Origin of the sequence: Mogibacterium neglectum, assembly GCF_030644205.1 — a bacterium.
Lineage (GTDB): Bacteria > Bacillota > Clostridia > Peptostreptococcales > Anaerovoracaceae > Mogibacterium > Mogibacterium neglectum.
The window spans coordinates 1,165,272-1,190,308 of record NZ_CP128647.1 but is presented as its reverse complement, the minus strand read 5'-3'; the positions used below and the strand labels follow the sequence as shown (position 1 = coordinate 1,190,308).

Genomic DNA, 25,037 nt, shown 5'->3' with positions numbered 1-25,037 from the left:
ATTAAAATAGGGATAACATTCAATGTTTAACATCGAAGAAGAACTTAAAAAATTACCCCTTTCACCAGGAGTATATATGCATAAGGATAGCCTTGGTAACGTTATTTACGTTGGCAAGGCTATTAAGTTAAGAAATCGTGTTTCGCAATATTTCCATAAATCTTCCCAGCAATCACCCAAGGTGCGTGCGATGGTAGATAATATTGCGGAATTCGACTATATTACATGTGCTACGGAGATGGAGGCACTGATTTTAGAATGCAATCTTATCAAGAAATACATGCCGAAGTACAACATCCTGCTCAAGGATGGAAAGACATATCCCTACATAGAAGTAACTACCAGTGAAGAGTTTCCGCGCGCTATTAGAACAAGGGAAGTAAAGCGAGATGGGAATAAGTATTTCGGACCTTATTCGGATAGCGGAGCTGTTACAAAGATTTTAAAGCTGATTGATGAGATTTATCCTATTAAGAAATGTAAGACTAAGGAGTTTCCGGCAAACTTTCGTCCGTGTTTAAACTATTACATTGGGAAATGTAAAGGTATCTGTATAAATGCTGCAGATAAAGCCGAGTATGATGAGATGATAGATAGTATTCTCAAGATACTAAACGGTAAGGATGCTAAACTAATCAAGGAACTAAAAGAGAAGATGATGACAGCTTCGGATAAAATGGAGTATGAGGAGGCAGCTAAGTATAGGGACTATATCAATGCCTTTAAAGCGCTTGGAGAAACTCAGCGGGCAACTATGATTACGGATAGAGATATAGATGTTCTGCTGCCGTTAATTGCTCAGAATAGTGAGATTATCGCCCAATACAAAGTGCGAGAGGGCAAACTTATAGGGCGTGAGATTCACTATATGGATGAATATGATTCGGACTTAAGCAGTGCAAGAAGTGAAATGATGTCTGCGTTTATAAAGCAGTACTATACGGGAAGCGCGAAACTGCCAAAGGAGATTTTGCTAACGGAACACATCGAAGAAGAAGAGCTGATTATTGAGTTGCTTGACAACACCAACGAAGAAAATGCCAAGGCGAAGAGTGACACCGTGCATCGGACTAAGATAATAGTGCCAGAACGCGGTGAGAAGAAGGCGATTCTTGATCTTGCGATAAATGATTCACTACAGGTTGTAAAGAGTCTCGATGAAAGAGCAGAGCGCGATGCTGAGAAGAAAGATAGACTTAGAGATGAAATTACGAGGCTAATTAAAAAGGCTGCACTAGTTGAAGGTTCAATTCCATACGTCATCGAAGATGGAGATGATCGCGAATATAGAGTCGAAGCCTATGATATATCTAATATGAATGGTCTAGACACTGTCGGGGCGATGGTTGTATATGAAGGTGCAAAGCCGATTAGAAATGATTATCGAAAATTCAAAATAAAAAGTGAAGATGCCGAGGGAGACGATTATGCGTCGCTGCAAGAGGTTATATATAGACGACTAAAACGCGCAAAAAATGGAGATTTAGGATTTAACACATATCCTGATATACTCTTTATAGATGGCGGTCTCGGGCAGGTGCATGCAGTACAGAAAGTTGTCTCCGCATTACGCATGTCTATTCCTGTAGTGGGTCTTGCAAAGAATGATGTTCACAGGACGAGGGCTATAGTTTTTGGAGACGGTTCAGAGATTAAGCTCGAAGGCGAGCCACTACTGTACAGTTACTGCGGTCGCATACAAGAAGAAGTTCACAGATTTGCGATAACTTTCCAGCGAGGGCGTAGAACTTCTGCGATGACAAAGTCAGCATTAGAGGAAATTCCTGGAATCGGACCTTCTAGGCGCAAGGAGCTACTAAAGCATTTCAGAGATATCGAATCGGTAAAGCGTGCTAGCTATGAAGAACTTCTAGCTTGCGATAGCATTAACAGCAAGGCTGCCGAGAGTATAATCGAATACTTTAACAAGAAATAACGGAAATGCATTGATAAATGAACATATTAATGTTATATTAACCTAACACAGATAGAGAAAAGGAGAGTAACTATGTCTCAGGAAGAACGTAACATGATTGAAGAAGAAGAGGATATAATCACTCTAGAATTTGACGATGGAACTGCAGTTGATTGCGATGTTCTAGGAACATTCGAAGCTGACTCCAAGGAGTATATTGCTCTTGCCCCAATAGATGGAACTGACGATGTATACATCTATGGATATAAGGATATCGATGATGATACATTTGATATCGTAGATATTGATGATGAGGAAGAGTTTAATACTGCTGTAAAGGCTTTTGAGGCAGCAATGGCAGAGGAAGACGAATAATATAACTGATAGATTATATCACCGCGCTGATTTTGTCAGCGCGGTTTTGCTGTGAGTATTTTATATTTACAATTTTTGGTAATTATTGTATAATATCGCTTGTCTATTTCAGTTTGAAACTGCATGAGCGGATGTGGCGGAATTGGCAGACGCGCACGGTTCAGGTCCGTGTGACGAACAGTCATGAGGGTTCGAGTCCCTCCATCCGCACCACGTGAGCGAGGTTTATACGGAACCTCGCTTTTTTATTAAGGAGAGGGAGATGGATAATAGAGCAATAGGATTTTTTGATTCTGGACTTGGTGGACTAACTAGCGTACCGGTTCTTAAGCACGTTCTTCCAAATGAAAAGGTTCTCTATTTTGGTGATACTGCGAGGACTCCTTATGGTTCAAAATCTCCAGAGACTGTTTGCAAGTTTTCTGCTCAGATAGTTGATTATTTGGTTAGCAAGAACGTTAAACTTATTGTAATTGCCTGCAATACGGTTACAGCAATGGCACTCGATATGCTGAAAGAGAGGCATCCTGACGTGCCAATTGTAGGAGTGATTGATCCGACAGCTAGACGTGTAGCCGCAGATGATGCTCTCAATGTAGGGATTATCGGCACAAAGGTAACAATAGAGAGTGGAGTTTATGCAGATAGAATTCATGAGCTTAATCCGAGTATCAACACTTTTAGTCTAGCGTGTCCGGCATTTGTCCCGCTGATTGAAGAAGGAATTATTGATAATGAGATAATGGATCTTACCATAAAGTATTACATGGATGGTTTTGTAAAGGAGAATCGTATTGATAGTCTGATTCTAGGATGCACTCATTACCCGCTTATCGCACCTAATATCAACAGGCTTTATCCTAAGCTAAGGCTGTATAATTCTTCTGCAGAGGTTATCAGCGATGTGGTGGATATACTGACCGAGAAAGGGATGTTGGCATTAGAAAATGAATTTCCAGATAGATTCTATGCCAGCGATCTTTCAGAAAACTTCATAAGAATGACAGATACGTTGTTTGAAGGGTATGATACAAAAATTAAATTGAAGAAATTGGACGAATAATACCGCGAAAGCGGTATTTTTTATGTTAAAAGTGTGTAGATATGCTCAAAAGTGGCTATCAAAATGGCTCTCGCATTGACAAAATCAATGGTTTTATGTAAAATCAATTGATATTACGAAAAATGCCGTACTAGCGGCTATTGGGAGTTTATATGGAAACAGAGTTTAAATTTTGTATTGATGATACGTCTCTTGTAGATAAAATTTTAAATGATTCAATGCTTGATGATTATGTTGATCGCAATGCATTAGAAATAATCGACATGAAGGCGGTTTATTTTGATACGGACGATCTCGATCTTCGAAAAGCAGGGATTGCCTATAGGGTTAGATATGAGAATGATCGTATTACTGCTACCGTGAAGTGGGATAACAAGGTTGAAGATGGACTTCACTCTAGAGAAGAATTTAATTTAGTAATCAACGATGAAAGGTTTGCAATGGAGCCTGATATTGAAGCCTTTGAGTCAAGTGAAGCATATGATGTGCTCATCAAGGCTGCAGGAAATAAGAAGTTGAAAGAAGTTATGAAAATGGATTTCACTCGTGAACTGCTCAAAATTGATACAGGTGATTCTATAAGTGCACTTTCCTTTGACATTGGTACCGTTCATGGAGAATCTGGAGACGTTCCTATTTCTGAGATGGAACTTGAGTGGTATCACGGAAGCGAAGAGGATTTTAAATATATAGCTAGTAAACTGGCTGAGAAGTACAATCTTAAGTCGGAGAATATCTCCAAGCTTCAGAAGGGTTTTGAAGAGTAGATTCTGTCAAGTCCCACATGTATAACATAATATCAACATTAATTATTTAAGAAAAAATTAGGAGGATATGTAATGAACACTAATCTGATTTCAAAGGAAAACAACATCGCAAAATTTACCCTCGTATTCACAGATGACGAGTTTGAGGAAGCTGTTGTTGACGCATACAAGAAGAACAAGGATAAGTTCTCTATCGACGGATTCCGCAAGGGCAAAGCGCCAAGAAAAATTATCGAGAATAACTACGGTGAGGATATTTTCTATGATGAGGCGTTAAATGGTCTGCTTAACAAAGCTTATCCAGAAGCAATAGTAGAACTTGATCTTGAGGTTGTTGCTAATCCACAGCTTGAGGTTGGAGAGGTTAAGAAGGGTGAGGATGTGACAGTTACTGCAACTGTACAGCTCTTCCCAGAGGTTGAAATTAAAAACTACAAGAATATAGAGGTAACAAAGGTTGTATCTGAGGTTTCTGATGCTGATGTTGATGCAGATCTAGAGAGAATCCAGAAGAGCCAGGCTAGACTTGAGACAGTTGAAGGTCGCAAGACTCAGGATGGTGATACGGTTGTTATCGATTTCGATGGTTCTATCGATGGAAAGCATTTCGATGGTGGAAAGGCTGAGAACTTTGAACTTAAGCTTGGTTCTGGACAGTTTATTCCAGGTTTTGAAGATCAGCTAATTGGTAAGGGTGCTGGTGAAGAAGTAGAAGTTAGAGTTACGTTCCCAGAGAACTATAATGCAAAGGACCTCGCTGGTAAAGATGCTCTATTTGAGACAAAGATTCACGAGATTAAGGTAGAAGTTCTTCCTGAGATTGACGATGATCTAGCTAGTGATGTAAGCGAGTTTGAGACATTAGCAGAACTAAAGGCTGATGTTAAGAAGAATCTTGAAAAGAATGCAAAGGATAGAGACGAAACTCAGATGAAAAATGAGCTTCTTGATAAGCTTTGTGAAGTTAACGAAGTAGAGGTTCCTATAGCAATGGTTGAAGAAGAGATTGATAGAATGGTAAACGAGATGAATCAGCAGCTCGCTCATCAGGGACTATCTCTAGACCAGTATATGCAGCTTCTCGGACAAACAATTAAGGATGTCAGAGACGGAGCGAGAGAAGATGCTAAGAAGAGAGTTACTATGAGAATTCTTATAAGAGCAGTTGTTGCTAAGGAAGGTATTGAGGCTACTGATGCTGAGCTAGAGGAAGAGCTGCAGAAGTTTGCTGAACAATATGGACAGTCAATTGAGCAGGTTAAAAAGGTTATGGGTGAAGAAAACCTAAGATTCTTCGCTGAAGATGTAAAGACACGCAAGGCTATCGACTTCATGTTCGATAACGCTAAGCTAGTTGAGAAAAAGGAAGAGGCAGAGGAGAGCAAGTAAGCTCTCAGATAGAAATGTCTGCCATAAGGAGGAAGCATAGTGAGTTTAATACCTTACGTAGTTGAACAGACTGGTGGCGGCGAGCGCAGCTACGACATCTATTCTAGATTACTCAAGGATAGGATTATCTTTATTGATCAAGAGATAGATGACCATCTTGCGAGCGTTGTCGTTGCACAGCTATTGTTTCTAGAAGCTGAGGATCCTGAGAAGGATATTAATATTTATATCAATTCGCCAGGGGGCTCCGTAACGGCAGGCATGGGTATCTATGACACGATGAAGTACGTTAAGCCGGATATCTCTACTATCTGCTTTGGGATGGCTGCAAGCATGGGAGCCGTTCTCATGACGGCGGGCACAAAGGGGAAGCGCTTTGCACTACCTAATGCTGAGATAATGATTCACCAGCCACTTGGTGGAGCTAAGGGCCAGGCATCAGATATCAAGATTCAGGCAGAGTGGATGCAGAAGACAAAGGAAAAACTCAATAAGATACTTTCTGAAGCTACAGGTCAACCTTATGAAACAATCTTAATAGACACTGACAGAGACAACTTCATGTCGGCTTCAGAGGCAGTTGAATACGGTCTTGTAGATAAGGTTTTATCTAGAGATGAATTGAGCAGATAACTGGAGGTAGAGCTTGGATAACAATCACAATCCAAATGAATTAGTTTGCTCCTTCTGTGGCAAGACGAGCTCCCAAGTTAGACGTATAATCGTAGGTCAAGATGTAAATATCTGTAACGAATGCATTGAACTTTGCTCGGAGCTTCTCAAGGAAGACGGGTTAAATGGGGAAATGCATGAGACGCTGACTACGTTACCAACTCCAAAGGAGATTGCCAGAGAGCTAGGAGAATATGTAATAGAGCAGGAGGCTGCAAAAAAGAGCCTTGCTGTAGCTGTTTACAATCACTATAAGCGAATTAAATATTTAGAGCAAAATGGAAGTAAGACTGATAACGATGCGGTTGAGCTTCAGAAGAGCAATGTACTGATGTTAGGTCCTACTGGTAGCGGTAAGACGTTACTAGCGCAGACGATGGCGCGTATTCTCAATGTTCCATTTGCAATAGTTGACGCTACGTCATTAACTGAGGCTGGATATGTTGGTGAAGATGTCGAGAACATTCTTCTCAGACTATATCAAGCTGCAGATGGTGATTTGGATAGAGCGCAAAAGGGAATAATATATATCGATGAAATCGATAAAATTGCCCGCAAGTCTGAAAACACATCTATTACTAGAGATGTTAGCGGTGAAGGAGTACAGCAAGCGCTGCTCAAAATCATAGAAGGGACAGTAGCAAATGTACCACCTCAGGGTGGACGAAAGCATCCAATGCAGGAATTCATCCATTTTGATACTAAGGATGTGCTATTTATCTGTGGGGGCGCTTTTGCTGGGCTTTCTACAATAATCAAGCGCAGGCTAGGAAATAAAGTTATCGGTTTTAATGGGACAAACGATTCTGTTCACGACATCGATGAGAAGGTGGTTTTGTCTATGGTAGAGCCAGAGGACTTGCTGAAGTTCGGAATTATCCCAGAACTGATAGGAAGACTGCCTGTAATCGTTTCACTTGACGAACTGAGTGAAGAAGCTCTTGTCAAAATCATGAAGGAGCCTCGCAATTCGCTAATAAAGCAGTATACGACCATGCTTGCTATGGATGACATTGAGCTTGAAGTCGAGGAGGATGCAATTTCTGCTATTGCTAATAAGGCAATTGAACTTAAAACAGGTGCTAGAGGCCTGCGAGGGATATTTGAGAGCATGATGACAGATGTCATGTATGAATTGCCGTCAAGAAATGATGTGCATAAGTGCATTGTCACTAAGGAAACTGTCGAAAAGGGTGCTATGCCTATTCTCGTGACAGATTCTGATAGTAAGGAAAAAGACGCATAAAATTTTAAATGATATCTCAGGGCGGCATTAATGTTTTGATGCCGTCTTGTGGTATAGGGACTAAAGGAGGAAGTATGAAAGTTAGAGTACCGTTCATACCACTTCGGGGACAGACCTTCTTTCCAAATACAATAGTTGGATTTGATATTGGAAGAGACAAGTCTCTGAAATCACTTGATGCTGCTATGAGCGAAGATAAACATCTAGTTGTAGCAACTCAGAGGGATATTTCTGTTAATGCACCAAAAGAAGAAGATATCTTCACGACTGGTGTAGAAATTCGTGTAAAGCAAGTTATAAAGCGTCATGAAGAGTACGTAAGAGTACTCGCGGAGTGTGGAAATCGTATTAAGCTTTCTGCTGTATATGACGAAGATGATACGCTATATTGCGATTACGAAGTACTTGATGCGATTTCTGAAGAAAAAGATGCGCTAAATGTTATCGCTCTTGTAAGAGTGCTTAAGGAGACTTACTTTAGTTATGTCGAGATGAGTAACTCGGGAGAGGCCGCTGCACGGGCTCTTATAGATGGAGTAGATGATCCAGTTGAACTCGCGTACACTATTGCGGGAGAACTTGATGTACCGTTTGATGTTCTTCAAGGACTGCTGGAGGTCGATTCAGTAAATGAGTTGATAGAGCAGCTAGTTGAGACTATTTCTAGAGAAAACCAAGTTTTAACACTAACAAAGCGCATAAACAATCGTGTTATGCAAAATATGAATAAAGGCCAACGCGAGTATTATCTTCGTGAGCAGCTCAATGTAATCAAGGAGGAGCTCGGAGAGAACGATGATGACACTGAGGATGAGGCTAATGAATGGCTAAAGAAGCTAGATGAGCTCAAGCTCGATGAGAAGGTGGAAGAAAAAATCCGCAAGGAGATAAACAAGTTCCGTAAGATGAACATGATGAGTCCCGATGCAAACGTGATCAGGACATACATCGAGACGATATTAGAGCTTCCTTGGGATAAAGAGTCGAAGGTTAATACTAACATAAGAAAGGCTGAAAAAACGCTTAACAATGAGCATTATGGCCTAACTAGGGTCAAGGAGAGGATTATCGAGCAGCTCGCCGTTATGCATCTTACCAAGGGTGCAAAAGGACCTATCATATGCCTCGTTGGGCCTCCGGGCGTCGGAAAGACGTCGATAGCTCGTTCAATTGCTCATGCTACTAATAGAGAGTTCGTTAGGATGTCACTTGGTGGCGTTCGTGATGAAGCTGAGATCAGAGGCCATAGACGCACCTACGTTGGAGCAATCCCGGGTAGAGTTATCAATAACTTTATAGAAGCAGGGACAAACAATCCGTTGTTCTTACTAGATGAAATTGATAAGATTGGAAGCGATTTCAGGGGAGATCCTGCATCGGCACTGCTGGAAGTGCTAGATCCAGAACAGAACAAGACTTTCACGGATCACTATCTTGAAGTGCCGTTTGATCTGTCGAGAGCGATGTTTATAACCACTGCAAATACTACTCAGACAATTCCAAGAGCTCTGCTCGATAGAATGGAAGTCATTGAACTCTCGAGCTATATCGAGGAGGAGAAGGTTCGTATTGCAGAGAATTATCTGATTCCAAAGCAGCTTAAAGAGCATGCCATAAGAAAGAGTCAGCTTTCGTTCTCCGAATCATCAATTCGCGATATAATCAACTATTACACGCGAGAGGCTGGAGTTCGTAATCTGGAGCGTGCAATCGGATCTATTTGCCGCAAAGTGGCAAAAAATATCGTAACCGAAAAGAAGCATAAGTACCTAATTACATCTAGAAATCTCGAGAAGTATCTGGGTAAAAAGATATTTAGAGAGGATCTCGATGATCTCAGTCCTCAGGTTGGTGTTACAACTGGTATGGCATGGACAGCTGTTGGCGGAGTAACTCTTGAGATTGAGACAATCAAGATGCCAGGAAGCGGGAAACTCATATTGACTGGTCAGATGGGTGATGTGATGAAAGAGTCTGCCCAGGCTGCTCTAGGATATATAAGATCTGTAGCTTCAAAATATGATATCTCTGATAGCACATTTAAGGAGAACGATATTCAGGTTCATATTCCTGAAGGTGCAACACCGAAAGACGGACCATCCGCAGGTGTGACGATGTGCTCAGCACTGTTCTCTACATTGTCTGCCAAAAAGGTTAGAAGAGACGTCGCTATGACCGGAGAGATTACACTTAGGGGTAGAATACTGCCTGTAGGTGGAATCAAGGAAAAAGTGCTCGCTGCATATAGACAAGGCATTAGTAAAATACTTCTGCCAGCTGACAACAAGCGAGATATTGAGGAGATACCGGCATCAGTTCGCAAGAAGCTTGATTTCGTATTCCTTGAGACAGTTGAAGATGCATTTAAAGAGATCATCCTAGAGGATGAGGCGAGTAAAAAACTGGATATAGCAAGTAGGTAAAGAGGTTGAGAGATGCAGATAAATAAATCCGAACTCGAAGCGGTTGCAGTTAAATCTGTGCAATACCCTGAACCTGGTGTGCCAGAGATTGCTTTTGCAGGTAGATCGAATGTGGGGAAGTCATCGCTTCTTAACTTGCTGACGAGAAGAAAAAATCTAGCAAGAGTTAGCGGCAGCCCTGGCAAGACTAGAACCATTAACTTCTATAGGATAAATGATGAGTTCAGAATCGTCGATCTACCGGGATATGGTTATGCAAGAGTATCAAAATCTGAGTCTGAGAAGTGGGGAGCGATGATGGAAGGCTATCTCGAGAATAGAGAAGGTCTGCTCAAGGTAATTCAGCTTGTAGATATCAGACATAAGCCTTCTGCACAAGATGTTCAGATGTATGATTATCTCAGGTACTTCAATTTAGATGGTATCGTTGTGGCAACTAAAGCTGATAAAGTATCATCTAATCAGCGTAGCAAGAATATCTCTGAAATTCGAAAAACTTTGGGGATGAACAAGTCCGATAAGATTATTCCAGTAAGTGCGCTCAAAAAGTCAGGACATGAGGACCTTTTAGATGAAATAAAGAAACTCCTGGAAAGCTACGAAAGAACAGAAGAATTTGATGTTTAATAAGACGTGCATAACATGATTATTGTTAGAGTGGAGGGAACAAATGACTAATATTAAGGTTTCGGAAAGTGGAGTTTTTGGAAAAATTCTATATACGGAAGAGCAAATTAGAGAGCGTGCAAAGGAACTTGCTGAGCAGATTTCAAAGGACTTTGAAGGAGAGGAACTAATAGTAATAGGTACCCTTAAAGGTTCTGTGCTTTGGATGTGTGATCTTTTAAAGGAAATGACGATAGATACCAGCATTGACTTTATCAAAGCTAGCAGTTATGGCTCAAGTACTACAAGCTCTGGAGTAGTTAAGATTAAGATGGATACAGACATGAACTTATACCAGAAGAATGTGCTTATCATCGAGGATATAGTCGACACAGGTACGACTCTAACATTTCTACTTGAGAAGCTGAAGGAGAGGAATCCAAAGACTGTCAAAGTTTGCACAATGCTAGACAAGCCGTCGCGTCGCACAACAGGTTTTGTAGCTGACTACATCGGCTTTACAGTAGACGATTTATTTATAATTGGTTATGGACTTGATTTTGACCAGAAGTACAGAAGCCTTCCATATATCAGTTATCTTCAGCCGGAAGAATAACTTATGAAAACTTCCTAAAAAATAATTATTATAGAATAATTTGGACCTATTTATGCAGGTCCATTTATTTTTTCTTGTTTTTTTCTTAGACTTGATGTGTAAAGGAGGAAATATGTATGAAAGAGTATCAATATCGAATTGAGGGCGAGAGCTGTCTCCCGAGAGAAGTTTATTACCAATGTGTGTGGATGATTCGTGACATGGAGCGACTAGAGAAAATCGCTATGAGTTCCGCTCATGAATCTGGGCAGGATCATAGGATAGATGATGCAATTGTCAAACTTGATTGTCTTAGGAGAGCACTTGAAGAAATACCTGATTATTATAGGCAGGGAGTTATCAGCAGTGTCAAGGTTAGAGGTGGTGGCTTTGACGATTTCGCTCACATCAATACATGGAAGAAGTGGAAGATGAGATTTATGTATGCGTTTGCCACCAATCTTGGGCTTTGCTAGCAAAGTAAATGTGACATGAAGGTGAATGTGTATTCTATAACTAAATTGTAGATGCGTTTTTGTAGAAAAGTTTATCGCTTAGTGTTTCTGATTTCGCTTGGCTAAAGATGTGCTGAAGGGGGAGCCCTTTAGTGATATCATTAATGCGTATCTTATTTCTTGCGCATGTGCGTGTGTGAATATGAGAGCAACACATAATTTTTAATTTGCAAAATCCCTTGGTTTTAAGTACAATTACGAGGGATTTTTTATATTTCTATAAAATGCGCAAATTTCAAGTGAAATTTCGTGCTTTTTTTGTATTTTTTAAGTATAATAGCGAGTTATTCAGGTAAATTGTGATAAAGTTATATTAGTAAATGGAGGGTATATAGGAATATTTATGGCTTATGAGGAAAAAACATTAGAGTCGGATATTGTATACAAAGGGAAGATTTTTGACATAAGAAGGGATAAGATTTTAGCAGTTAATGACAAGATCGCATACAGAGACATTGTTGTACATGGGGGAGCTGCAGTACTTATACCGATTACAGAGGATGGGAAAATAGTATTTGTAAAACAATGGCGACAGGCTCTCAAAAGACAGGTTGTTGAACTTCCGGCGGGGAAAGTCGATTCTGGAGAGACGTTCGAGGACGCAGCAAAGCGAGAACTCAGAGAAGAGACGGGATATTCTGCGGGACAAATGGTTAAGCTCTTTCGAATGGCCCCATGCGTTGGATATTCTGAAGAGATACTTGAGTTTTATGTTTGTCATAATCTCAGCCCAGGGAAAACCGATTTCGATGAGACAGAGGATATCGATATCGTTCAGATGGCACCTGATGAGGTAATTAGAAGGATAATGTCCGGAGATATTGAAGATGGCAAGACGGTCACAGGTGTACTGTTTGCTAGAAATTCAGGAATTATCTAGATTGGGTGCATATAGTTATAACGGGGGTTAGGTTATGATTAATGAATTTATTACGTATCTAAGGGATACAAAAGGGAAAGCAGATAATACTTTAGTGGCTTACAAGAGGGATGTTATCTCATTTGCAAAATTCCTTGAGAATCACAGCGGTAAAGAGCTTGCAGAATGCAAAGAAAGCGATTCAATTGCTTACATCTTAGATTTAAATAATGCAAGCAAGTCAAAAGCAACGATCAATCGTAAGCTTTCGTCACTCAGAACATTTTACGATTATGGAATTGAAACTGGCGAAGTTGCGGAAAATCCTTTCTCTAAGATTAAATCTGCGAAGAATGATAAGCGACAGATTGAATTTTTGTCAATTGAAGAGGTCGAGAAGCTACTTACATTGCCAGATCAGACTGTTAAGGGAATTAGAGATACGGCGCTGTTTGAGTTCATGTATGGAACAGGTGCAAGAGTAACTGAGGTTGTGCGCCTAAAGTTCGAAGATGTTAATCTCAAGATGAATTTTGTAACCCTTCGTGATGGTGAAGGCGAGAGCAGGATTGTACCGCTTGGTTCGTATGCGCAGAAAGCTCTTAGACGATACAAAGACACTGCTTATTCTGGTTTAGCTCGCACAGAGGTTACCGATGACAGCTATGTGTTTATCAATTTCAGAGGACAGCCTCTAACCAGGCAGGGAATTTGGAAGATGCTGAAGGAATACGGTGCAATGATTGGTATTGAAGACCGCATGACGCCTCAGATTTTGAGGAATAGCTTCGCAGTGCATATCTTGCAGAATGGTGGCGACCTTAAGACACTTCAGGAGCTCATGGGATTTGATGACATGTCTGTTGGAATAGCTTATCTATCTGTGACGAATATTAGAATAAAAGACGTATACAGTAGGACACATCCAAGAGCATAAAATGAAGCCCGTAAAGGCGGGCTTTTTTAATAGAAACGCTTTTAACCCTTGCAATAAGGGTAGTGGTATGATATCATACAAAAGTTATTACGGACGGTCCTCTAGCTATGCAAGTAACGGGCAGAGCTCGAAGAAGAAACATGCTACGAACGTCTTTGAGAGAGAGGAGGAATAACGATGAATATTTTAGATCAGATTACTCAGTATTATAAGAAGAACGATGTTCCAGAGTTCAATGTCGGTGATACTGTAAAGGTACATGTTAAGATTATCGAGGGTCAGAGAGAGAGAATCCAGGTATTCGAAGGCTATGTGCTCAAGATGCAGAATGGTGGCATTTCTCAGACGTTTACTGTAAGAAGACTTGCTCAGGGAATCGGTGTTGAGAAGACTTTCCCAATACACTCACCTAAGGTTGATAAGATCGAGGTAGTTAAGAAGGGCCGTGTTAGAAGAGCTAAGCTTAATTACATGCGTGAGAGAACGGGTAAGGCTGCTAGAATCAAGAAGGCAAAATAGTCTTAGCTTACATGCAAGGATAATAATGCATACCTCGGCATATTGCTGCGGTATGCTTTTTTCTTAGGAGAAATTATGATTAATAACATTAATTGGTATCCCGGACATATGAAAAAAACTCGAGAGCTCATCCAAGAGAACTTAAAGGCTGTGGATCTCGTAGTCGAAATAGTGGACAGCAGGATTCCTCTTTCCAGTAGAAACCCTATTATCGATGAATTGATTTCGGGGAAAAAGCGTGTGGTTATTCTAGGTAAATGCGATCTTGCTGACAAGCGTGCAACGGATGAGTGGAAAGATTACTTTGAGTCGAGTGGAGATATTGCTCTACCTGTGGATTCCAAAAATGGTGATAATATAAAAGCCTTTTATAAGATTCTCGATAAGCTTCAGCAGGAACGAAATGAGGAGCGTTCGCTAAAGAGACCTCTTCGATTGATAATCGTGGGTGTTCCTAACGTAGGAAAATCCTCGTTTATAAATAGACTCATCGGTAAGAAAAGTGCCAAGACGGGAGATAGACCAGGAGTTACTAAGGGAAAACAATGGGTTGCGCTGGAAAATGGCATGCAGCTTCTTGATACACCGGGGATTCTATGGCCTAAGTTCGAGGACCCTCATGTTGGGTTAAACCTCGCTTTTTGCGGAAGTATCAAAGATGAGATTCTCAATGTGCAGAATCTCGCATATGAACTGTTAAAGGTTTTAAGAAAAGACTATCCGGAAGAACTCATCGCAAGATATAAGCTTGACGGGCTCACTAGCGACGATGACGAGGAGTATAATAAGTACGGGGAACCTATAGATCCTGTGCTATCAGATATGGAGGCAATCGCTTTGAAGCGTGGATTTATTCAGTCTGGTAAGCGCATAGACTATGAGAGAACTGGCCGTGCAATATTAGATGAATTTAGAACGGGAATAATAGGAAATATCACACTTGAAAGACCAGTTTATAAATAAAAATGGCGTGTTAACAGGGTATTTACATATGTATGAGAAGAGAAGCTGAATATGACAAAGCAAGAGCGTGAAGAAAAGAAACTTATGAGGATGCAGGAACTACTTCAGATTGAAGATGAGCTACGTGAATCAGGCGTTAAGAATATAGCGGGCATAGATGAAGTTGGTCGTGGACCGCTTGCTGGACCCGTTTATGCGGCGTGCGTAATCTTGCCATCGGATTTTAGAGTTGCAGGAGTGGATGATTCTAAAAAAGTGTCTGAAAAGCAGAGAGAGATACTTAGCAAGAAAATCTGCGAAGCGTCTACAGCATATGGGATTGGTGTTGCAACTGCAAAGGAAATAGATGAAATCAATATTCTTAATGCCACGAAGTTAGCTATGTATAGAGCTATAAGGGAAGTTCAGAAGAAGCTTCCTAAAGGTGAGAAAATAGATATGCTGTTAGTTGATGCGATTGACCTTAAGGCTGAAGGTATAGCACAGAGATCAATAATAAAAGGTGATGCTACATGCTATTCCATTGCGGCAGCGTCGATAGTTGCAAAAGTTGCAAGAGATTCATTCATGAAGGAGATGGAAGTTGAATATCCTGGATATGATTTTGCCAGCAACAAGGGATACGGAACAGCATCTCATTATGACGGTCTCCGAGCGCTAGGGATTTCTCCGATTCACCGCAAGTCATTTCTCAAAAAATTCGAAGCAAGCGAGGGGGACAAGATGGCAAAGAAAAAGTTTTACGCGGTAAAGGTTGGAAGAGTTCCAGGTATCTACAGCAATTGGGACGATTGTAAGAGTCAAGTTGAAGGTTTTCCGAATTCTGAATATAAAGGCTTCGCAAGACTTAGCGAAGCAGAAGAGTTTGTTGGCAAAGAAGTGCTTGATAGCATGAAACTCAAACTAAGTAACTTTTCCCAAGAAGAAACTGAACTCAACGCACCATTACAGTGCGATGGCATAGTAAAGGCATATGTCGATGGCAGTTATGATGTGGCGACGGGGCACTACGCTTCTGGTGCGGTGATTCTCGTAGATGGCAAGGCTATAAAACTTAACAAGCTCTATACAGATAACGCAGGTAGTAAACTGAGAAATGTTGCTGGCGAGATCAAGGGTGCAGAGCTGGCGATTGAGTACTGCAAGGAGCATGGAATAGATTCAGTTGTCATATACCATGATTACCTTGGTGTCGGAAAATGGGCAGACGATGAGTGGAAGTCTAATCTAGCTATGACAAAGGCCTACAAAGAGTATATACGCGAATGCCGAAAGACTATGAGAATCAATTTCGTAAAAGTTAAAGGACATTCAGGAGATAAGTATAATGATATAGCTGATACTCTTGCAAAGGCAGCACTAAACAGTAAATAATTTTTATGGCTTATGTTTGCATAAACACTTATGGATTTTTAATTAATTGCAATAATGAGTGTTATCGCATATTTTATGCGATAACACTTTTGTTGTTTAACTTAAAGAATATACTAATTCTTTTGTCATTATGCTATAATATTAAACGGTTTTATACGTTAATAAAGCGGAGGAAACATCAGATATGCACACATTGTTAAAAGGCGCATCTGTAAGGGACGCGATAGATCAGGATATTATTTCAAGAGTTGAGTTACTGGCTACTACTGGTAATACACCAAAGGTTGCCACTTATAGAATTGGCGAGGATGATGGTGAGAAGTACTATGAGGGAGCTATCATCAAGAGAGCTAGCAAGTATGGAATCGAATGCGAGTCAGTTGTGCTAGATGAGACCGTGTCTCAGGACGCGGCTGAAGAGGAGCTTGTAAGGCTCAATAGCGATGATAATATCGACGGTATTATCATGCTTATGCCTTTTCCTAAATCAATCGACGGCGAACGCCTGCGTGCACTTCTTAACCCAGATAAGGATATAGATGCGATTACAGATGCTTCATATGCAAATCTTTTTGCCAATGATCCTAACGCGTTCTATGCATGCACAGCTGAGTCTTGCATGGAGATATTAAAATTTTATGGAGTCGACCTTAAGGGAAAGCAAGTAACGATTGTAGGCAGAAGTATGAGAGTCGGAAAGCCACTGATGCTCATGATGATGAATGCAAATGCTACCGTTACAGTTTGCCATACAAGAACCACAGATAAAAATCTTAAGGAAGCATGCCATAGGGCAGACGTTGTCGTGCTCGCAACAGGTCAGATTGAGTCATACAGTCCTGAACTATTCCATGATGGGCAGATAATCATAGATGTTGGCACAGGCACTGGCAAGGATGGAAAGCTTGCAGGTGACTTTGACTCAGGTGCGCTAGAAGCTAAGGGTATGCCTACGTCACTAAGCTATTCACCTGTTCCAGGTGGAGTAGGTACCGTTACAACCGCCTTACTACTTCGTAATGTCGTAAAGGCGGCGGAGCGTGTCTAAAGATTATATATAGGGTTATGTTTTGACCTATGGTTTTAAAGGGCATAAGGTGGAATGAATATTACTAACGAGATACTTAATCCTGAAAGGCTGAGCAAAAACAAGCTTGAGCTTGTGAGAGATAAGGAAGCTTTTTTTCAGGAAATCGCTGACATAAGACTCGAGTATGAGGCGGCGATAAAAGAGATTTCCACTAAGCTGGAGATTTTAGATGATGACTTTAAGCAGCAAGATGATCATGGACCTATCCATCACATTCAGTACAGACTAAAGTCTGTTAACAGCCTGTTTGAAAAGGCCGAGCGATATGGAATAGAGGATCCACTTAACAACATATCTGAGATTAGAAAGCAGATTTACGACATAGCAGGTGTAAGAGTTGTTTGTAACTATCGAAATGATATTTATAGGCTATCAAGCTTGCTCCTGAAACAAGAGGATATAAAGCTTATTAGGATTAAAGACTACAGCTCTAATCCAAAGGAAAGCGGGTATAGAAGTCTGCATGTCGTAATAGAGGTGCCGATATTTCTTGTTAGCAAGAAAGTCTCGATTCCGGTTGAAATGCAGTTCCGCAGCATCGCTATGGATACTTGGGCAAGTCTGGAACATGAGCTAAAGTACAAGAATGAAGGTGCGCTGAGCGAAGATCTTCAGAATAAGCTGAAAATTTGCTCAGAGATTCTTGCTGATGTAGATAATATGATGGAAAATATCAGGAACGAGGTTTTTTCTGAGGAATAAATGTTGATGCACTGATGATGTAGATGAGATTATTCTGTAACATATACCAATTGGCTATTGAGATATAAAACTATAATAGGAATTTAGGAGAAAAAATGGGTAAAAATCTTGCTAAAACATACAACCCCAAGAATTTTGAAGATCGTATTTATGAGATGTGGGAGGAGCATGGTTCTTTTAACGCAGAGGTGGATAAGGACAAAAAACCGTACTGCATAGTTATGCCGCCTCCAAACATCACAGGGCAACTTCATATGGGACATGCTCTTGATCAGACACTTCAAGATATTCTCATCAGATGGAGGAGGATGCAGGGATATAGCTCACTATGGCTACCTGGCAGCGATCATGCAAGCATCGCGACGGAGGTTAAGGTCAACAACGCTCTTCGTGAAGAGACTGGTAAGGATAAGAAGGATATAGGTAGAGAGGCATTTCTCGAGCGTGCATGGAAGTGGAAGGAAGAGTACGGCGGTAGGATTACAAAGCAGTGCCGTAAGCTCGGAGACTCATGTGACTGGCGTAGAGAACGTTTTACGATGGATGAGGGCTGTAACAAGGCTGTAACAGAGTTGTTTATCAGGCTGTATGATAAAGGTATGATATACAAGGGCAATAGGCTTGTAAATTGGTGTCCGGACTGCATGACATCACTATCAGATGCTGAGGTTGAACACGAAGATGAGTCAGGTAAGTACTGGTACTTCCGTTATCCTGCAAAGGATGGTGGAGAGGGAATCACTGTTGCGACGTCTAGACCTGAGACTATGTTCGGCGACGTTGCAATTGCTGTAAGCCCTGAAGATGATAGATATGCGGATTTAGTAGGTAAGACTGTAATTTTACCTATTTTGAATAGGGAGATTCCCGTTATTGCGGATGAGTATCCAGACCCAGATAAAGGTACTGGTGCGGTAAAGATTACACCTGCCCACGATGCTAATGACTTCCTCGTAGGCCAGAGACATGGTCTGGCAATCATGTCTTGTATGAATGATGATGCTACGATGAACGAGCTGGCTGGCAAATACGAGGGAATGGACAGATATGAATGCCGTAAGGCATGGGTGCATGACCTTGAGGAAACTGGTTTCCTAGTTAAGATTGAAGATCTTACTATTCCGGTAGGAAAGTGCTATAGATGTCATAACGCAATTGAGCCGAAGCTTTCGGATCAGTGGTTTGTCAAGATGGAAAATCTCGCTAAACCAGCGATAGAGGCTGTAAAGTCTGGAAAGCTAAAGCATGTCCCTGAGAGATTTGAGAAGATTTACCTAAATTGGCTAAACGATATTCACGACTGGTGCATCTCAAGGCAACTATGGTGGGGACACAGAATACCTGCATACTACTGTGATGACTGCGGGGAAATCGTCGTAAGTCGAGAGGTTCCAAGTGTATGCCCTAAGTGTGGGTGCACTCATTTGCATCAGGATGAGGATGTACTTGATACTTGGTTTAGCTCTGGGCTTTGGCCTTTTTCTACACTAGGATGGCCCGATAAGACGCCTGAGCTTGATTATTTCTATCCTAACTCAGTTATGGTTACAGGATACGATATTCTGTTCTTCTGGGTTATCAGAATGGTGTTCTCAGGGTGTGAGGTTATGGGTGAACCACCTTTCGAATATGTATTCCTGCACGGTCTCGTAAGGGATGAACAGGGTAGAAAGATGAGTAAATCACTCGGCAACGGAATCGATCCGCTTGAAGTAATCGATAAGGTTGGTGCAGACGCACTAAGATTTATGCTGATTACTGGAATTACTCCAGGTAATGACACTAGATTTATCTGGGATAGACTCGAATCCTCGCGCAACTTCGCTAACAAGCTTTGGAACGCGTCAAGATTTACAATCATGAATCTTCTGGATGACGAAGGTAATCTATTACCGATGGCAACTGATGAGGAGGCAATACTTAGAGATGAGGATAAGTGGATTATATCGCTTGTAAATGAAGCGGCGGCAGATATTACAAATTCGTTGGAGAAGTTTGAACTCGGTCTTGCAGGTCAGAAGGTTTATGAACTCATATGGGATGAGTACTGTGACTGGTATATAGAGCTTGTTAAAGCGAGACTATGGAGCGATGATGAAGAAGATAAGGCAACCGCAAGGTTCGTGCTTCAGAGAGTGCTCAAAGACTTACTCAAACTTCTTCACCCATTCATGCCGTTTATTACAGAGGAAATCTGGGGATATTTGCCAGCAGAAACAGATGCTTCGGAGAGCGATGATAACTTGCTAATCACATCATCATGGCCGATTTATGACAAAACAAAGGCATATTCTGAATCTGTTTCAAGAATTGAGACTGCTAAAGAAATCATCAAAGCAATTAGAAATGCTAGAACAGAAGTAGATGCTGCACCTAGTCGCAAGCTTAATCTGATCGTAAAGACGGACGCGCTTAAGGATACAGTTGAAGCGATTTCTGCCCACATTAAGAAGATTGCTAATGTTGTAGATATAACAGTTGAAGGAACTGATAGCGAACCTCCAGATGGAGTAGTTTCAGCGTTATTCACTGGAGGAGAGCTCCTGATTCCGCTAGCTGATTTGGTTGATTTCGAAGCAGAGCGCGAGAGACTTGAGAAGGAGAAGAAGAGACTCGAGGGCGAGGTTGCTCGTGTAGAGAAGAAGCTCGCTAATCAGGGATTTGTTGCAAAGGCTCCTGTATCGGTGGTTGAAGAGGAGAAACAGAAGGGCGACAAGTACCGTGAGATGCTAGAAACAGTTATCAAGAGACTTGAGTCCATGGGTGAAGCAAGTGCCAAATAAAGCGAGTGAGGCGGTTATACGGCGCATTTGGGAAATGACATCTAAGAGAGGACCCCTCGGACTTTCGCGGATGAAAAGGCTTCTCGAGTTATTAGGTAACCCTGAAAAAGACTTAAAATTTGTCCATGTTGCAGGCACGAATGGCAAAGGCTCTGTTTGCCAGTTCATAGCATCGATGCTGCGAGCAGCCGGTTATTCTGTTGGGGTTTTCACATCTCCCCACGTTATGGAGTACAATGAGCGATTCGATATAGACAGGAATTACATTAGTGATGATGATTTCTGCAGGATTGCTACATATGTGATGTCATTTGCGGAACAAGTTAACGATGAAGGATTTGGATACTTCTCTGAGTTCGAGATACTAACATCTACAGCTTTGCTGTATTTTCTAGAGCAAACACCTGATATAGTGATTCTAGAGACTGGGATAGGCGGTAAGATGGATATGACAAATGTCATTTCAAACCCTCTAGTATCAGTGATTACCCAGATAGGTTTCGACCATGTTGACATGCTTGGTGACACACTTCCTATGATTGCAGAGGCTAAGGCTGGAATCATAAAGGCGGGTGTTCCAGTTATATCTGAATCTTCTGAGCTCGAAGTCAAAGATGCTATAGCCGATGTTGCTAGGGAAAAGAATTCCAGATTTATCGACGCATCACTTGCCAAATATAGAATAAATGATTATTCTGAACTTATGAGTTTTGATTTTGAATTCGGAGATGGAACTGATCGAGTCAAAATGGATGATGTTAAGATAGGTCTCATCGGTGAACATCAAGTTAGGAACGCTATAACTGCACTGCTTGCTGTAAATAGTATGCGAGACCGCAAGCTAATCGAAATCGATGACTTAGAAATGCGGAAAGGTCTAGCGAATGCGAGAAATCTGGGGCGTTTTGAGATTCTCAAGAGCGATCCCTACATAGTGATAGATGGTTCGCACAATCCTCAAGGGCTCAAAGCTGCCATGGAGACGCTTAAGGAACTTAGGAAAACTATATTCAAGAATAAGAGAATAATTACGGTCTTCGGGTGCTTTGGAGATAAGGAGTATCAGGCTATGACTGAGATACTTCGTTCAGGTCTTGCTGCAGTAGATGCAAACGAGGTGATTGTAACCGAACCGGTTAGTCCGAGAGCACTTAAAGCAGAGGTGCTAAAGAAAACACTCGAATATGAAAATATCGCTGTAACAGCTATCAGCGATGAAAAAACAGCCTTTGATAGGGCACTGTCGTCTGGTGCAGACGTGATGCTCTTTTTAGGATCCATATATCTTATTGGAGATATAAGAATTTTTTTCAATCGAAAGGACGGGAAAATTAATGTTTGACAGAAATGGCTACGATGACAGCAGATATAACTTAGAGAATATCGCTGAAATTGCAAAGACGTCTCCTACAGTTGCTGCTCTAGTTGAGAAGGAGTACAACAGACAGAAGAATAACGTGGAGCTAATCGCATCTGAGAACTACTGTTCAGAAGCAGTTCTTGCTGCTTGCGGAAGCTGTCTATCATGGAAGTATGCAGAAGGATATCCTGCAAAGCCAGTTACTAGACACTCCGGAAACAGGGGAAGATACTACGGTGGAACAAGATACGTTGATGAACTCGAGGAATACTGTTGCGATAAGTGGAGAGAGGTATTCAATACAGATTATCACGTAAATGTACAGCCGCACAGTGGATCACAGGCTAACTTTGCTGCTTATAATGCAGTTTTAGAACCGGGTGATACAATCCTTTCACTTAACCTAGACAACGGTGGGCACCTAACTCACGGATCGTCGGTTAACTTCAGCGGTAAGTTTTTCGATGTTCATTTCTACAACGTAGATGATAATGGATTCATCGATATGAGCGACCTTGAGAAAAAGGCTAAGGAACTTCAGCCTAAGCTAATTCTTACTGGTGCTAGTGCTTACTCAAGAATTATCGATTTTGAGAAGTTTGCTGAGATTGCACAGAGTGTTGGTGCTCTATTCATGGTAGACATGGCTCATATCGCTGGTCTCGTTGCTGGTGGAGTACATCCATCCCCATTCGGATATGCTGATATCATCACAACAACAACCCATAAGACGCTTAGAGGACCAAGAGGTGGAATGATTTTTTGCAAGGAAGAACTCGCTAAGAAAATAGATAGTGCAGTATTCCCATTTGCACAAGGTGGCCCACTCGAGCACATCATCGCTGGTAAAGCTGTTTGTGCTGAGGAAGCACTAAGACCTGAATTCAGGGATTATGCAGCACAGGTTGTTAAGAACTGTGCTGCATTTGCTGATGAGATGCTCAAGCTAGGTTACACGATTGTAACTGGAGGAACAGATAACCACGTATTCCTAATCGATCTTTCTGACAAGGAATTCTCCGGTAAGGATCTTCAGAATGCTTGCGATGAGGTTGGTATAACTCTCAATAAAAACTGCGTTCCTAACGAGAAGCGTTCTCCAATGCAGACTAGCGGTGTTAGAGTTGGTACAGCTCCAATGACAACAAGAGGCTTCGTTGAGGAAGACTTTATCGAGGTTGCACACAGAATTGATGAAGTTGTTAAGAGACTAGATGCTGAGAAGGCTGCAGAAGAAAAATAGCAACTAGTTTTACTACATATTAAATTCGATACCCGGATTTGTTGATATACAAATTCGGGTATTGTATAATCAAAAAAAGAAAATAAAGGAGGACGATTCCATGGTTAAATTATTGGTAGGACATAAAGGTAAGGGCAAGACCAAGAAAATGATCGAGCTAGCTAACGCAAGTGTCGAGGAAACCAAGGGCAGTACCGTATTTATTAACAAGAATTCCAGACTTATCTATGATTTAGACTACAAGATTCGTGTAATCTGCATGGAGGATTTTGTTCATATAACTAATGAAGATGAGTATATCGGATTCCTATTCGGTATTATCAGTTCTGACAATGACATCCAGACAATCTTCCTGGACGGTATCATGAGACATGCTGATTTCTCTCTAGATATGCTTCCAAGCTTCCTTTCAAAGATTAAGGATATCTCTAAGGATTATGGCATTGACTTTGTAATCAGCATCAGTGCTGAACTCGAAGAGATGATTGGAGTTAACTTCGATGGAGTAGAGGTTCTTAATTAATTTTAAAATGTACTTATAGTGCAACCTGACTACCGATTTTCGAATTAGTCAGGTTGTTTTATTTTGCTAATTAAAGCCTCTTAATTGCCTCTATAAATGAATCAACATCCTGCTGCTTTGTATACCAAGCGGTGCAAAGTCTCATGCACTTATGAGACTCATCTATAGTCTCAATTTCAGATAGCATGTATTCTTCGCTAAGCGCTTTAATCTGCTCATTAGTCATAATAAAGAACTGCTGGTTAGTCGGACTATCTACGGCAAGCTTGATGCCTTTTGAAAGCATAGCAGACTTGATATTTAGCGCCATCTTTACTGCTGCTCTTGCAACTTCAGTGTAGAGATCATCCTTAAAAAGTGTATAGAACTGAAGACCAAGAAGCCATCCTTTTGCAAGGAGTGCACCGTGCTGTTTCTGATAACTAAAGAAATGAGGCTTTAGCTCGTTGTTTAGTATAACAACTGCTTCTCCAAACAGCGCACCACACTTTGTGCCACCTATGTAAAATGCATCGCAGATACTAGCGATATGTTTTAGATCGACGTCATTAAAAGGAGAGGAAAGTGCATAGCTAAGTCGTGCACCATCTACGAACAAATAGAACCCAAATTCATCACAAGATGCACGAATCGCCTCGAGTTCCTCCTTACTATATAGCGTGCCGAATTCTGTAGGCTGAGAGATGTACACCATCTTAGGTTCTACTACGTGACCTGGCGTCGGGTTCTGTACTTTTAGCACACCTTGTTCTCTAACCTGTGCAGATGTGATTTTACCATCTGCTGATGGTAGGGCGATGACCTTATGGCGCGTGAACTCAATAGCGCCCGTTTCATGGACATTAACATGACCTGTATCAGCTGATATGACACCTTCAAAGCTCCGAAGTGCAATATCTATTACAGTCATGTTAGTCTGTGTGCCACCTATAAGGTAGTGAATATCTGCATCTGGTTTGCCTATTGCCTTTCGAATTTCATCACTTGCTATTTCGCACCATGAGTCGAGTCCGTAGCCAGTATATGAATTATACATATCTTCGCTTAAAGCCTCAATTATCTTTGGATGTGCACTTCTACTGTAATCGTTATCAAATCTAATCATTTTGACCCTCTAA

Annotated in this window: 23 protein-coding genes and 1 tRNA gene; 23 read left to right on the top strand and 1 reads right to left on the bottom strand. The window is 41.2% G+C overall.

Features of this window, described 5'->3' with window-relative positions:
* Positions 1-22 precede the first annotated feature (22 nt).
* The 23 genes from uvrC to QU661_RS05485 all read left to right on the top strand — a co-directional run bounded on the left by uvrC (position 23) and on the right by QU661_RS05485 (position 23,919).
* Positions 23-1,936, top strand: coding sequence for an excinuclease ABC subunit UvrC (uvrC, locus tag QU661_RS05595; RefSeq protein ID WP_304989277.1), 1,914 nt, complete (start codon positions 23-25; stop codon positions 1,934-1,936).
* A 72-nt stretch (positions 1,937-2,008) separates the two neighbouring features.
* Positions 2,009-2,290 (top strand): DUF1292 domain-containing protein, encoded by a 282-nt coding sequence (locus tag QU661_RS05590; protein ID WP_304989276.1) that lies wholly within the window; start codon positions 2,009-2,011, stop codon positions 2,288-2,290.
* Between the two features lie 127 nt (positions 2,291-2,417).
* Positions 2,418-2,503: transfer RNA gene (locus QU661_RS05585), tRNA-Leu, on the top strand.
* Between the two features lie 49 nt (positions 2,504-2,552).
* Positions 2,553-3,353, top strand: a complete 801-nt coding sequence (gene murI, locus QU661_RS05580; protein ID WP_304989275.1) for a glutamate racemase — start codon at positions 2,553-2,555, stop codon at positions 3,351-3,353.
* A 152-nt stretch (positions 3,354-3,505) separates the two neighbouring features.
* Positions 3,506-4,120, top strand: a complete 615-nt coding sequence (locus QU661_RS05575; RefSeq protein ID WP_304989274.1) for a CYTH domain-containing protein — start codon at positions 3,506-3,508, stop codon at positions 4,118-4,120.
* 72 nt (positions 4,121-4,192) lie between these two features.
* Complete coding sequence (gene tig / locus QU661_RS05570; protein ID WP_304989273.1) at positions 4,193-5,509, top strand: trigger factor; 1,317 nt, start codon at positions 4,193-4,195, stop codon at positions 5,507-5,509.
* 39 nt (positions 5,510-5,548) lie between these two features.
* Positions 5,549-6,142, top strand: coding sequence for an ATP-dependent Clp endopeptidase proteolytic subunit ClpP (gene clpP, locus QU661_RS05565; RefSeq protein ID WP_304989272.1), 594 nt, complete (start codon positions 5,549-5,551; stop codon positions 6,140-6,142).
* 13 nt (positions 6,143-6,155) lie between these two features.
* Entirely contained in the window at positions 6,156-7,427 is a 1,272-nt protein-coding gene (gene clpX, locus QU661_RS05560; protein WP_304989271.1) for an ATP-dependent protease ATP-binding subunit ClpX, read from the top strand.
* A gap of 74 nt (positions 7,428-7,501) precedes the next feature.
* Positions 7,502-9,850 carry an endopeptidase La gene (gene lon / locus QU661_RS05555; protein ID WP_304989270.1) on the top strand — a complete coding sequence of 783 codons (2,349 nt, stop codon included), beginning with the start codon at positions 7,502-7,504 and terminating at the stop codon, positions 9,848-9,850.
* A 12-nt stretch (positions 9,851-9,862) separates the two neighbouring features.
* Entirely contained in the window at positions 9,863-10,477 is a 615-nt protein-coding gene (yihA, locus tag QU661_RS05550; RefSeq protein ID WP_304989269.1) for a ribosome biogenesis GTP-binding protein YihA/YsxC, read from the top strand.
* A gap of 43 nt (positions 10,478-10,520) precedes the next feature.
* On the top strand, positions 10,521-11,072 hold the full coding sequence (hpt, locus tag QU661_RS05545) for a hypoxanthine phosphoribosyltransferase (RefSeq protein WP_304989268.1): 552 nt from the start codon (positions 10,521-10,523) through the stop codon (positions 11,070-11,072).
* A 116-nt stretch (positions 11,073-11,188) separates the two neighbouring features.
* The gene (locus QU661_RS05540) at positions 11,189-11,527 is read left to right on the top strand and encodes a hypothetical protein (RefSeq protein WP_304989267.1); all 339 of its coding nucleotides are present in this window, start codon (positions 11,189-11,191) and stop codon (positions 11,525-11,527) included.
* 382 nt (positions 11,528-11,909) lie between these two features.
* Positions 11,910-12,446: an NUDIX hydrolase gene (locus QU661_RS05535; RefSeq protein ID WP_304989266.1), complete on the top strand. Its 537-nt coding sequence runs from the start codon at positions 11,910-11,912 to the stop codon at positions 12,444-12,446.
* Between the two features lie 34 nt (positions 12,447-12,480).
* The gene (locus QU661_RS05530) at positions 12,481-13,362 is read left to right on the top strand and encodes a tyrosine-type recombinase/integrase (protein ID WP_304989265.1); all 882 of its coding nucleotides are present in this window, start codon (positions 12,481-12,483) and stop codon (positions 13,360-13,362) included.
* A 177-nt stretch (positions 13,363-13,539) separates the two neighbouring features.
* Positions 13,540-13,881 (top strand): 50S ribosomal protein L19, encoded by a 342-nt coding sequence (gene rplS, locus QU661_RS05525; protein ID WP_304989264.1) that lies wholly within the window; start codon positions 13,540-13,542, stop codon positions 13,879-13,881.
* Positions 13,882-13,956: 75 nt separating this feature from the next.
* Entirely contained in the window at positions 13,957-14,844 is an 888-nt protein-coding gene (gene ylqF / locus QU661_RS05520) for a ribosome biogenesis GTPase YlqF (RefSeq protein ID WP_304989263.1), read from the top strand.
* A gap of 51 nt (positions 14,845-14,895) precedes the next feature.
* The gene (locus QU661_RS05515) at positions 14,896-16,218 is read left to right on the top strand and encodes a ribonuclease HII (protein ID WP_304989262.1); all 1,323 of its coding nucleotides are present in this window, start codon (positions 14,896-14,898) and stop codon (positions 16,216-16,218) included.
* 184 nt (positions 16,219-16,402) lie between these two features.
* Positions 16,403-17,266: a bifunctional 5,10-methylenetetrahydrofolate dehydrogenase/5,10-methenyltetrahydrofolate cyclohydrolase gene (locus tag QU661_RS05510; protein ID WP_304989261.1), complete on the top strand. Its 864-nt coding sequence runs from the start codon at positions 16,403-16,405 to the stop codon at positions 17,264-17,266.
* Positions 17,267-17,320: 54 nt separating this feature from the next.
* Positions 17,321-18,010: a GTP pyrophosphokinase gene (locus tag QU661_RS05505; RefSeq protein ID WP_304989260.1), complete on the top strand. Its 690-nt coding sequence runs from the start codon at positions 17,321-17,323 to the stop codon at positions 18,008-18,010.
* 95 nt (positions 18,011-18,105) lie between these two features.
* Entirely contained in the window at positions 18,106-20,793 is a 2,688-nt protein-coding gene (locus tag QU661_RS05500) for a valine--tRNA ligase (RefSeq protein WP_304989259.1), read from the top strand.
* The gene (locus tag QU661_RS05495; RefSeq protein ID WP_304989258.1) at positions 20,783-22,135 is read left to right on the top strand and encodes a bifunctional folylpolyglutamate synthase/dihydrofolate synthase; all 1,353 of its coding nucleotides are present in this window, start codon (positions 20,783-20,785) and stop codon (positions 22,133-22,135) included. Before QU661_RS05500 ends, QU661_RS05495 begins: the two co-directional genes overlap by 11 nt.
* Entirely contained in the window at positions 22,128-23,396 is a 1,269-nt protein-coding gene (locus QU661_RS05490) for a serine hydroxymethyltransferase (protein WP_304989257.1), read from the top strand. The genes QU661_RS05495 and QU661_RS05490 overlap by 8 nt, the downstream gene beginning before the upstream one ends.
* Before the next feature lie 100 nt (positions 23,397-23,496).
* Positions 23,497-23,919, top strand: a complete 423-nt coding sequence (locus tag QU661_RS05485) for a hypothetical protein (protein ID WP_106057106.1) — start codon at positions 23,497-23,499, stop codon at positions 23,917-23,919.
* A 70-nt stretch (positions 23,920-23,989) separates the two neighbouring features.
* On the opposite strand, the gene QU661_RS05480 is transcribed toward QU661_RS05485, so the two are convergent.
* A complete protein-coding gene (locus QU661_RS05480; protein WP_304989256.1) occupies positions 23,990-25,024 on the bottom strand; it encodes a threonine aldolase family protein in 1,035 nt (344 codons plus the stop codon).
* Positions 25,025-25,037 lie beyond the last annotated feature (13 nt).

Excerpts from the sequence above, each read along its gene's own strand:
- uvrC (WP_304989277.1), top strand. The coding sequence starts at position 23 with ATGTTTAACATCGAAGAAGAACTTAAAAAATTACCCCTTTCACCAGGA.
- QU661_RS05590 (WP_304989276.1), top strand. The coding sequence starts at position 2,009 with ATGTCTCAGGAAGAACGTAACATGATTGAAGAAGAAGAGGATATAATC.
- murI (WP_304989275.1), top strand. The coding sequence starts at position 2,553 with ATGGATAATAGAGCAATAGGATTTTTTGATTCTGGACTTGGTGGACTA.
- QU661_RS05575 (WP_304989274.1), top strand. The coding sequence starts at position 3,506 with ATGGAAACAGAGTTTAAATTTTGTATTGATGATACGTCTCTTGTAGAT.
- tig (WP_304989273.1), top strand. The coding sequence starts at position 4,193 with ATGAACACTAATCTGATTTCAAAGGAAAACAACATCGCAAAATTTACC.
- lon (WP_304989270.1), top strand. The coding sequence starts at position 7,502 with ATGAAAGTTAGAGTACCGTTCATACCACTTCGGGGACAGACCTTCTTT.
- yihA (WP_304989269.1), top strand. The coding sequence starts at position 9,863 with ATGCAGATAAATAAATCCGAACTCGAAGCGGTTGCAGTTAAATCTGTG.
- hpt (WP_304989268.1), top strand. The coding sequence starts at position 10,521 with ATGACTAATATTAAGGTTTCGGAAAGTGGAGTTTTTGGAAAAATTCTA.
- QU661_RS05540 (WP_304989267.1), top strand. The coding sequence starts at position 11,189 with ATGAAAGAGTATCAATATCGAATTGAGGGCGAGAGCTGTCTCCCGAGA.
- QU661_RS05535 (WP_304989266.1), top strand. The coding sequence starts at position 11,910 with ATGGCTTATGAGGAAAAAACATTAGAGTCGGATATTGTATACAAAGGG.
- QU661_RS05530 (WP_304989265.1), top strand. The coding sequence starts at position 12,481 with ATGATTAATGAATTTATTACGTATCTAAGGGATACAAAAGGGAAAGCA.
- rplS (WP_304989264.1), top strand. The coding sequence starts at position 13,540 with ATGAATATTTTAGATCAGATTACTCAGTATTATAAGAAGAACGATGTT.
- ylqF (WP_304989263.1), top strand. The coding sequence starts at position 13,957 with ATGATTAATAACATTAATTGGTATCCCGGACATATGAAAAAAACTCGA.
- QU661_RS05515 (WP_304989262.1), top strand. The coding sequence starts at position 14,896 with ATGACAAAGCAAGAGCGTGAAGAAAAGAAACTTATGAGGATGCAGGAA.
- QU661_RS05510 (WP_304989261.1), top strand. The coding sequence starts at position 16,403 with ATGCACACATTGTTAAAAGGCGCATCTGTAAGGGACGCGATAGATCAG.
- QU661_RS05505 (WP_304989260.1), top strand. The coding sequence starts at position 17,321 with ATGAATATTACTAACGAGATACTTAATCCTGAAAGGCTGAGCAAAAAC.
- QU661_RS05500 (WP_304989259.1), top strand. The coding sequence starts at position 18,106 with ATGGGTAAAAATCTTGCTAAAACATACAACCCCAAGAATTTTGAAGAT.
- QU661_RS05490 (WP_304989257.1), top strand. The coding sequence starts at position 22,128 with ATGTTTGACAGAAATGGCTACGATGACAGCAGATATAACTTAGAGAAT.
- QU661_RS05485 (WP_106057106.1), top strand. The coding sequence starts at position 23,497 with ATGGTTAAATTATTGGTAGGACATAAAGGTAAGGGCAAGACCAAGAAA.
- QU661_RS05480 (WP_304989256.1), bottom strand. The coding sequence starts at position 25,024 with ATGATTAGATTTGATAACGATTACAGTAGAAGTGCACATCCAAAGATA.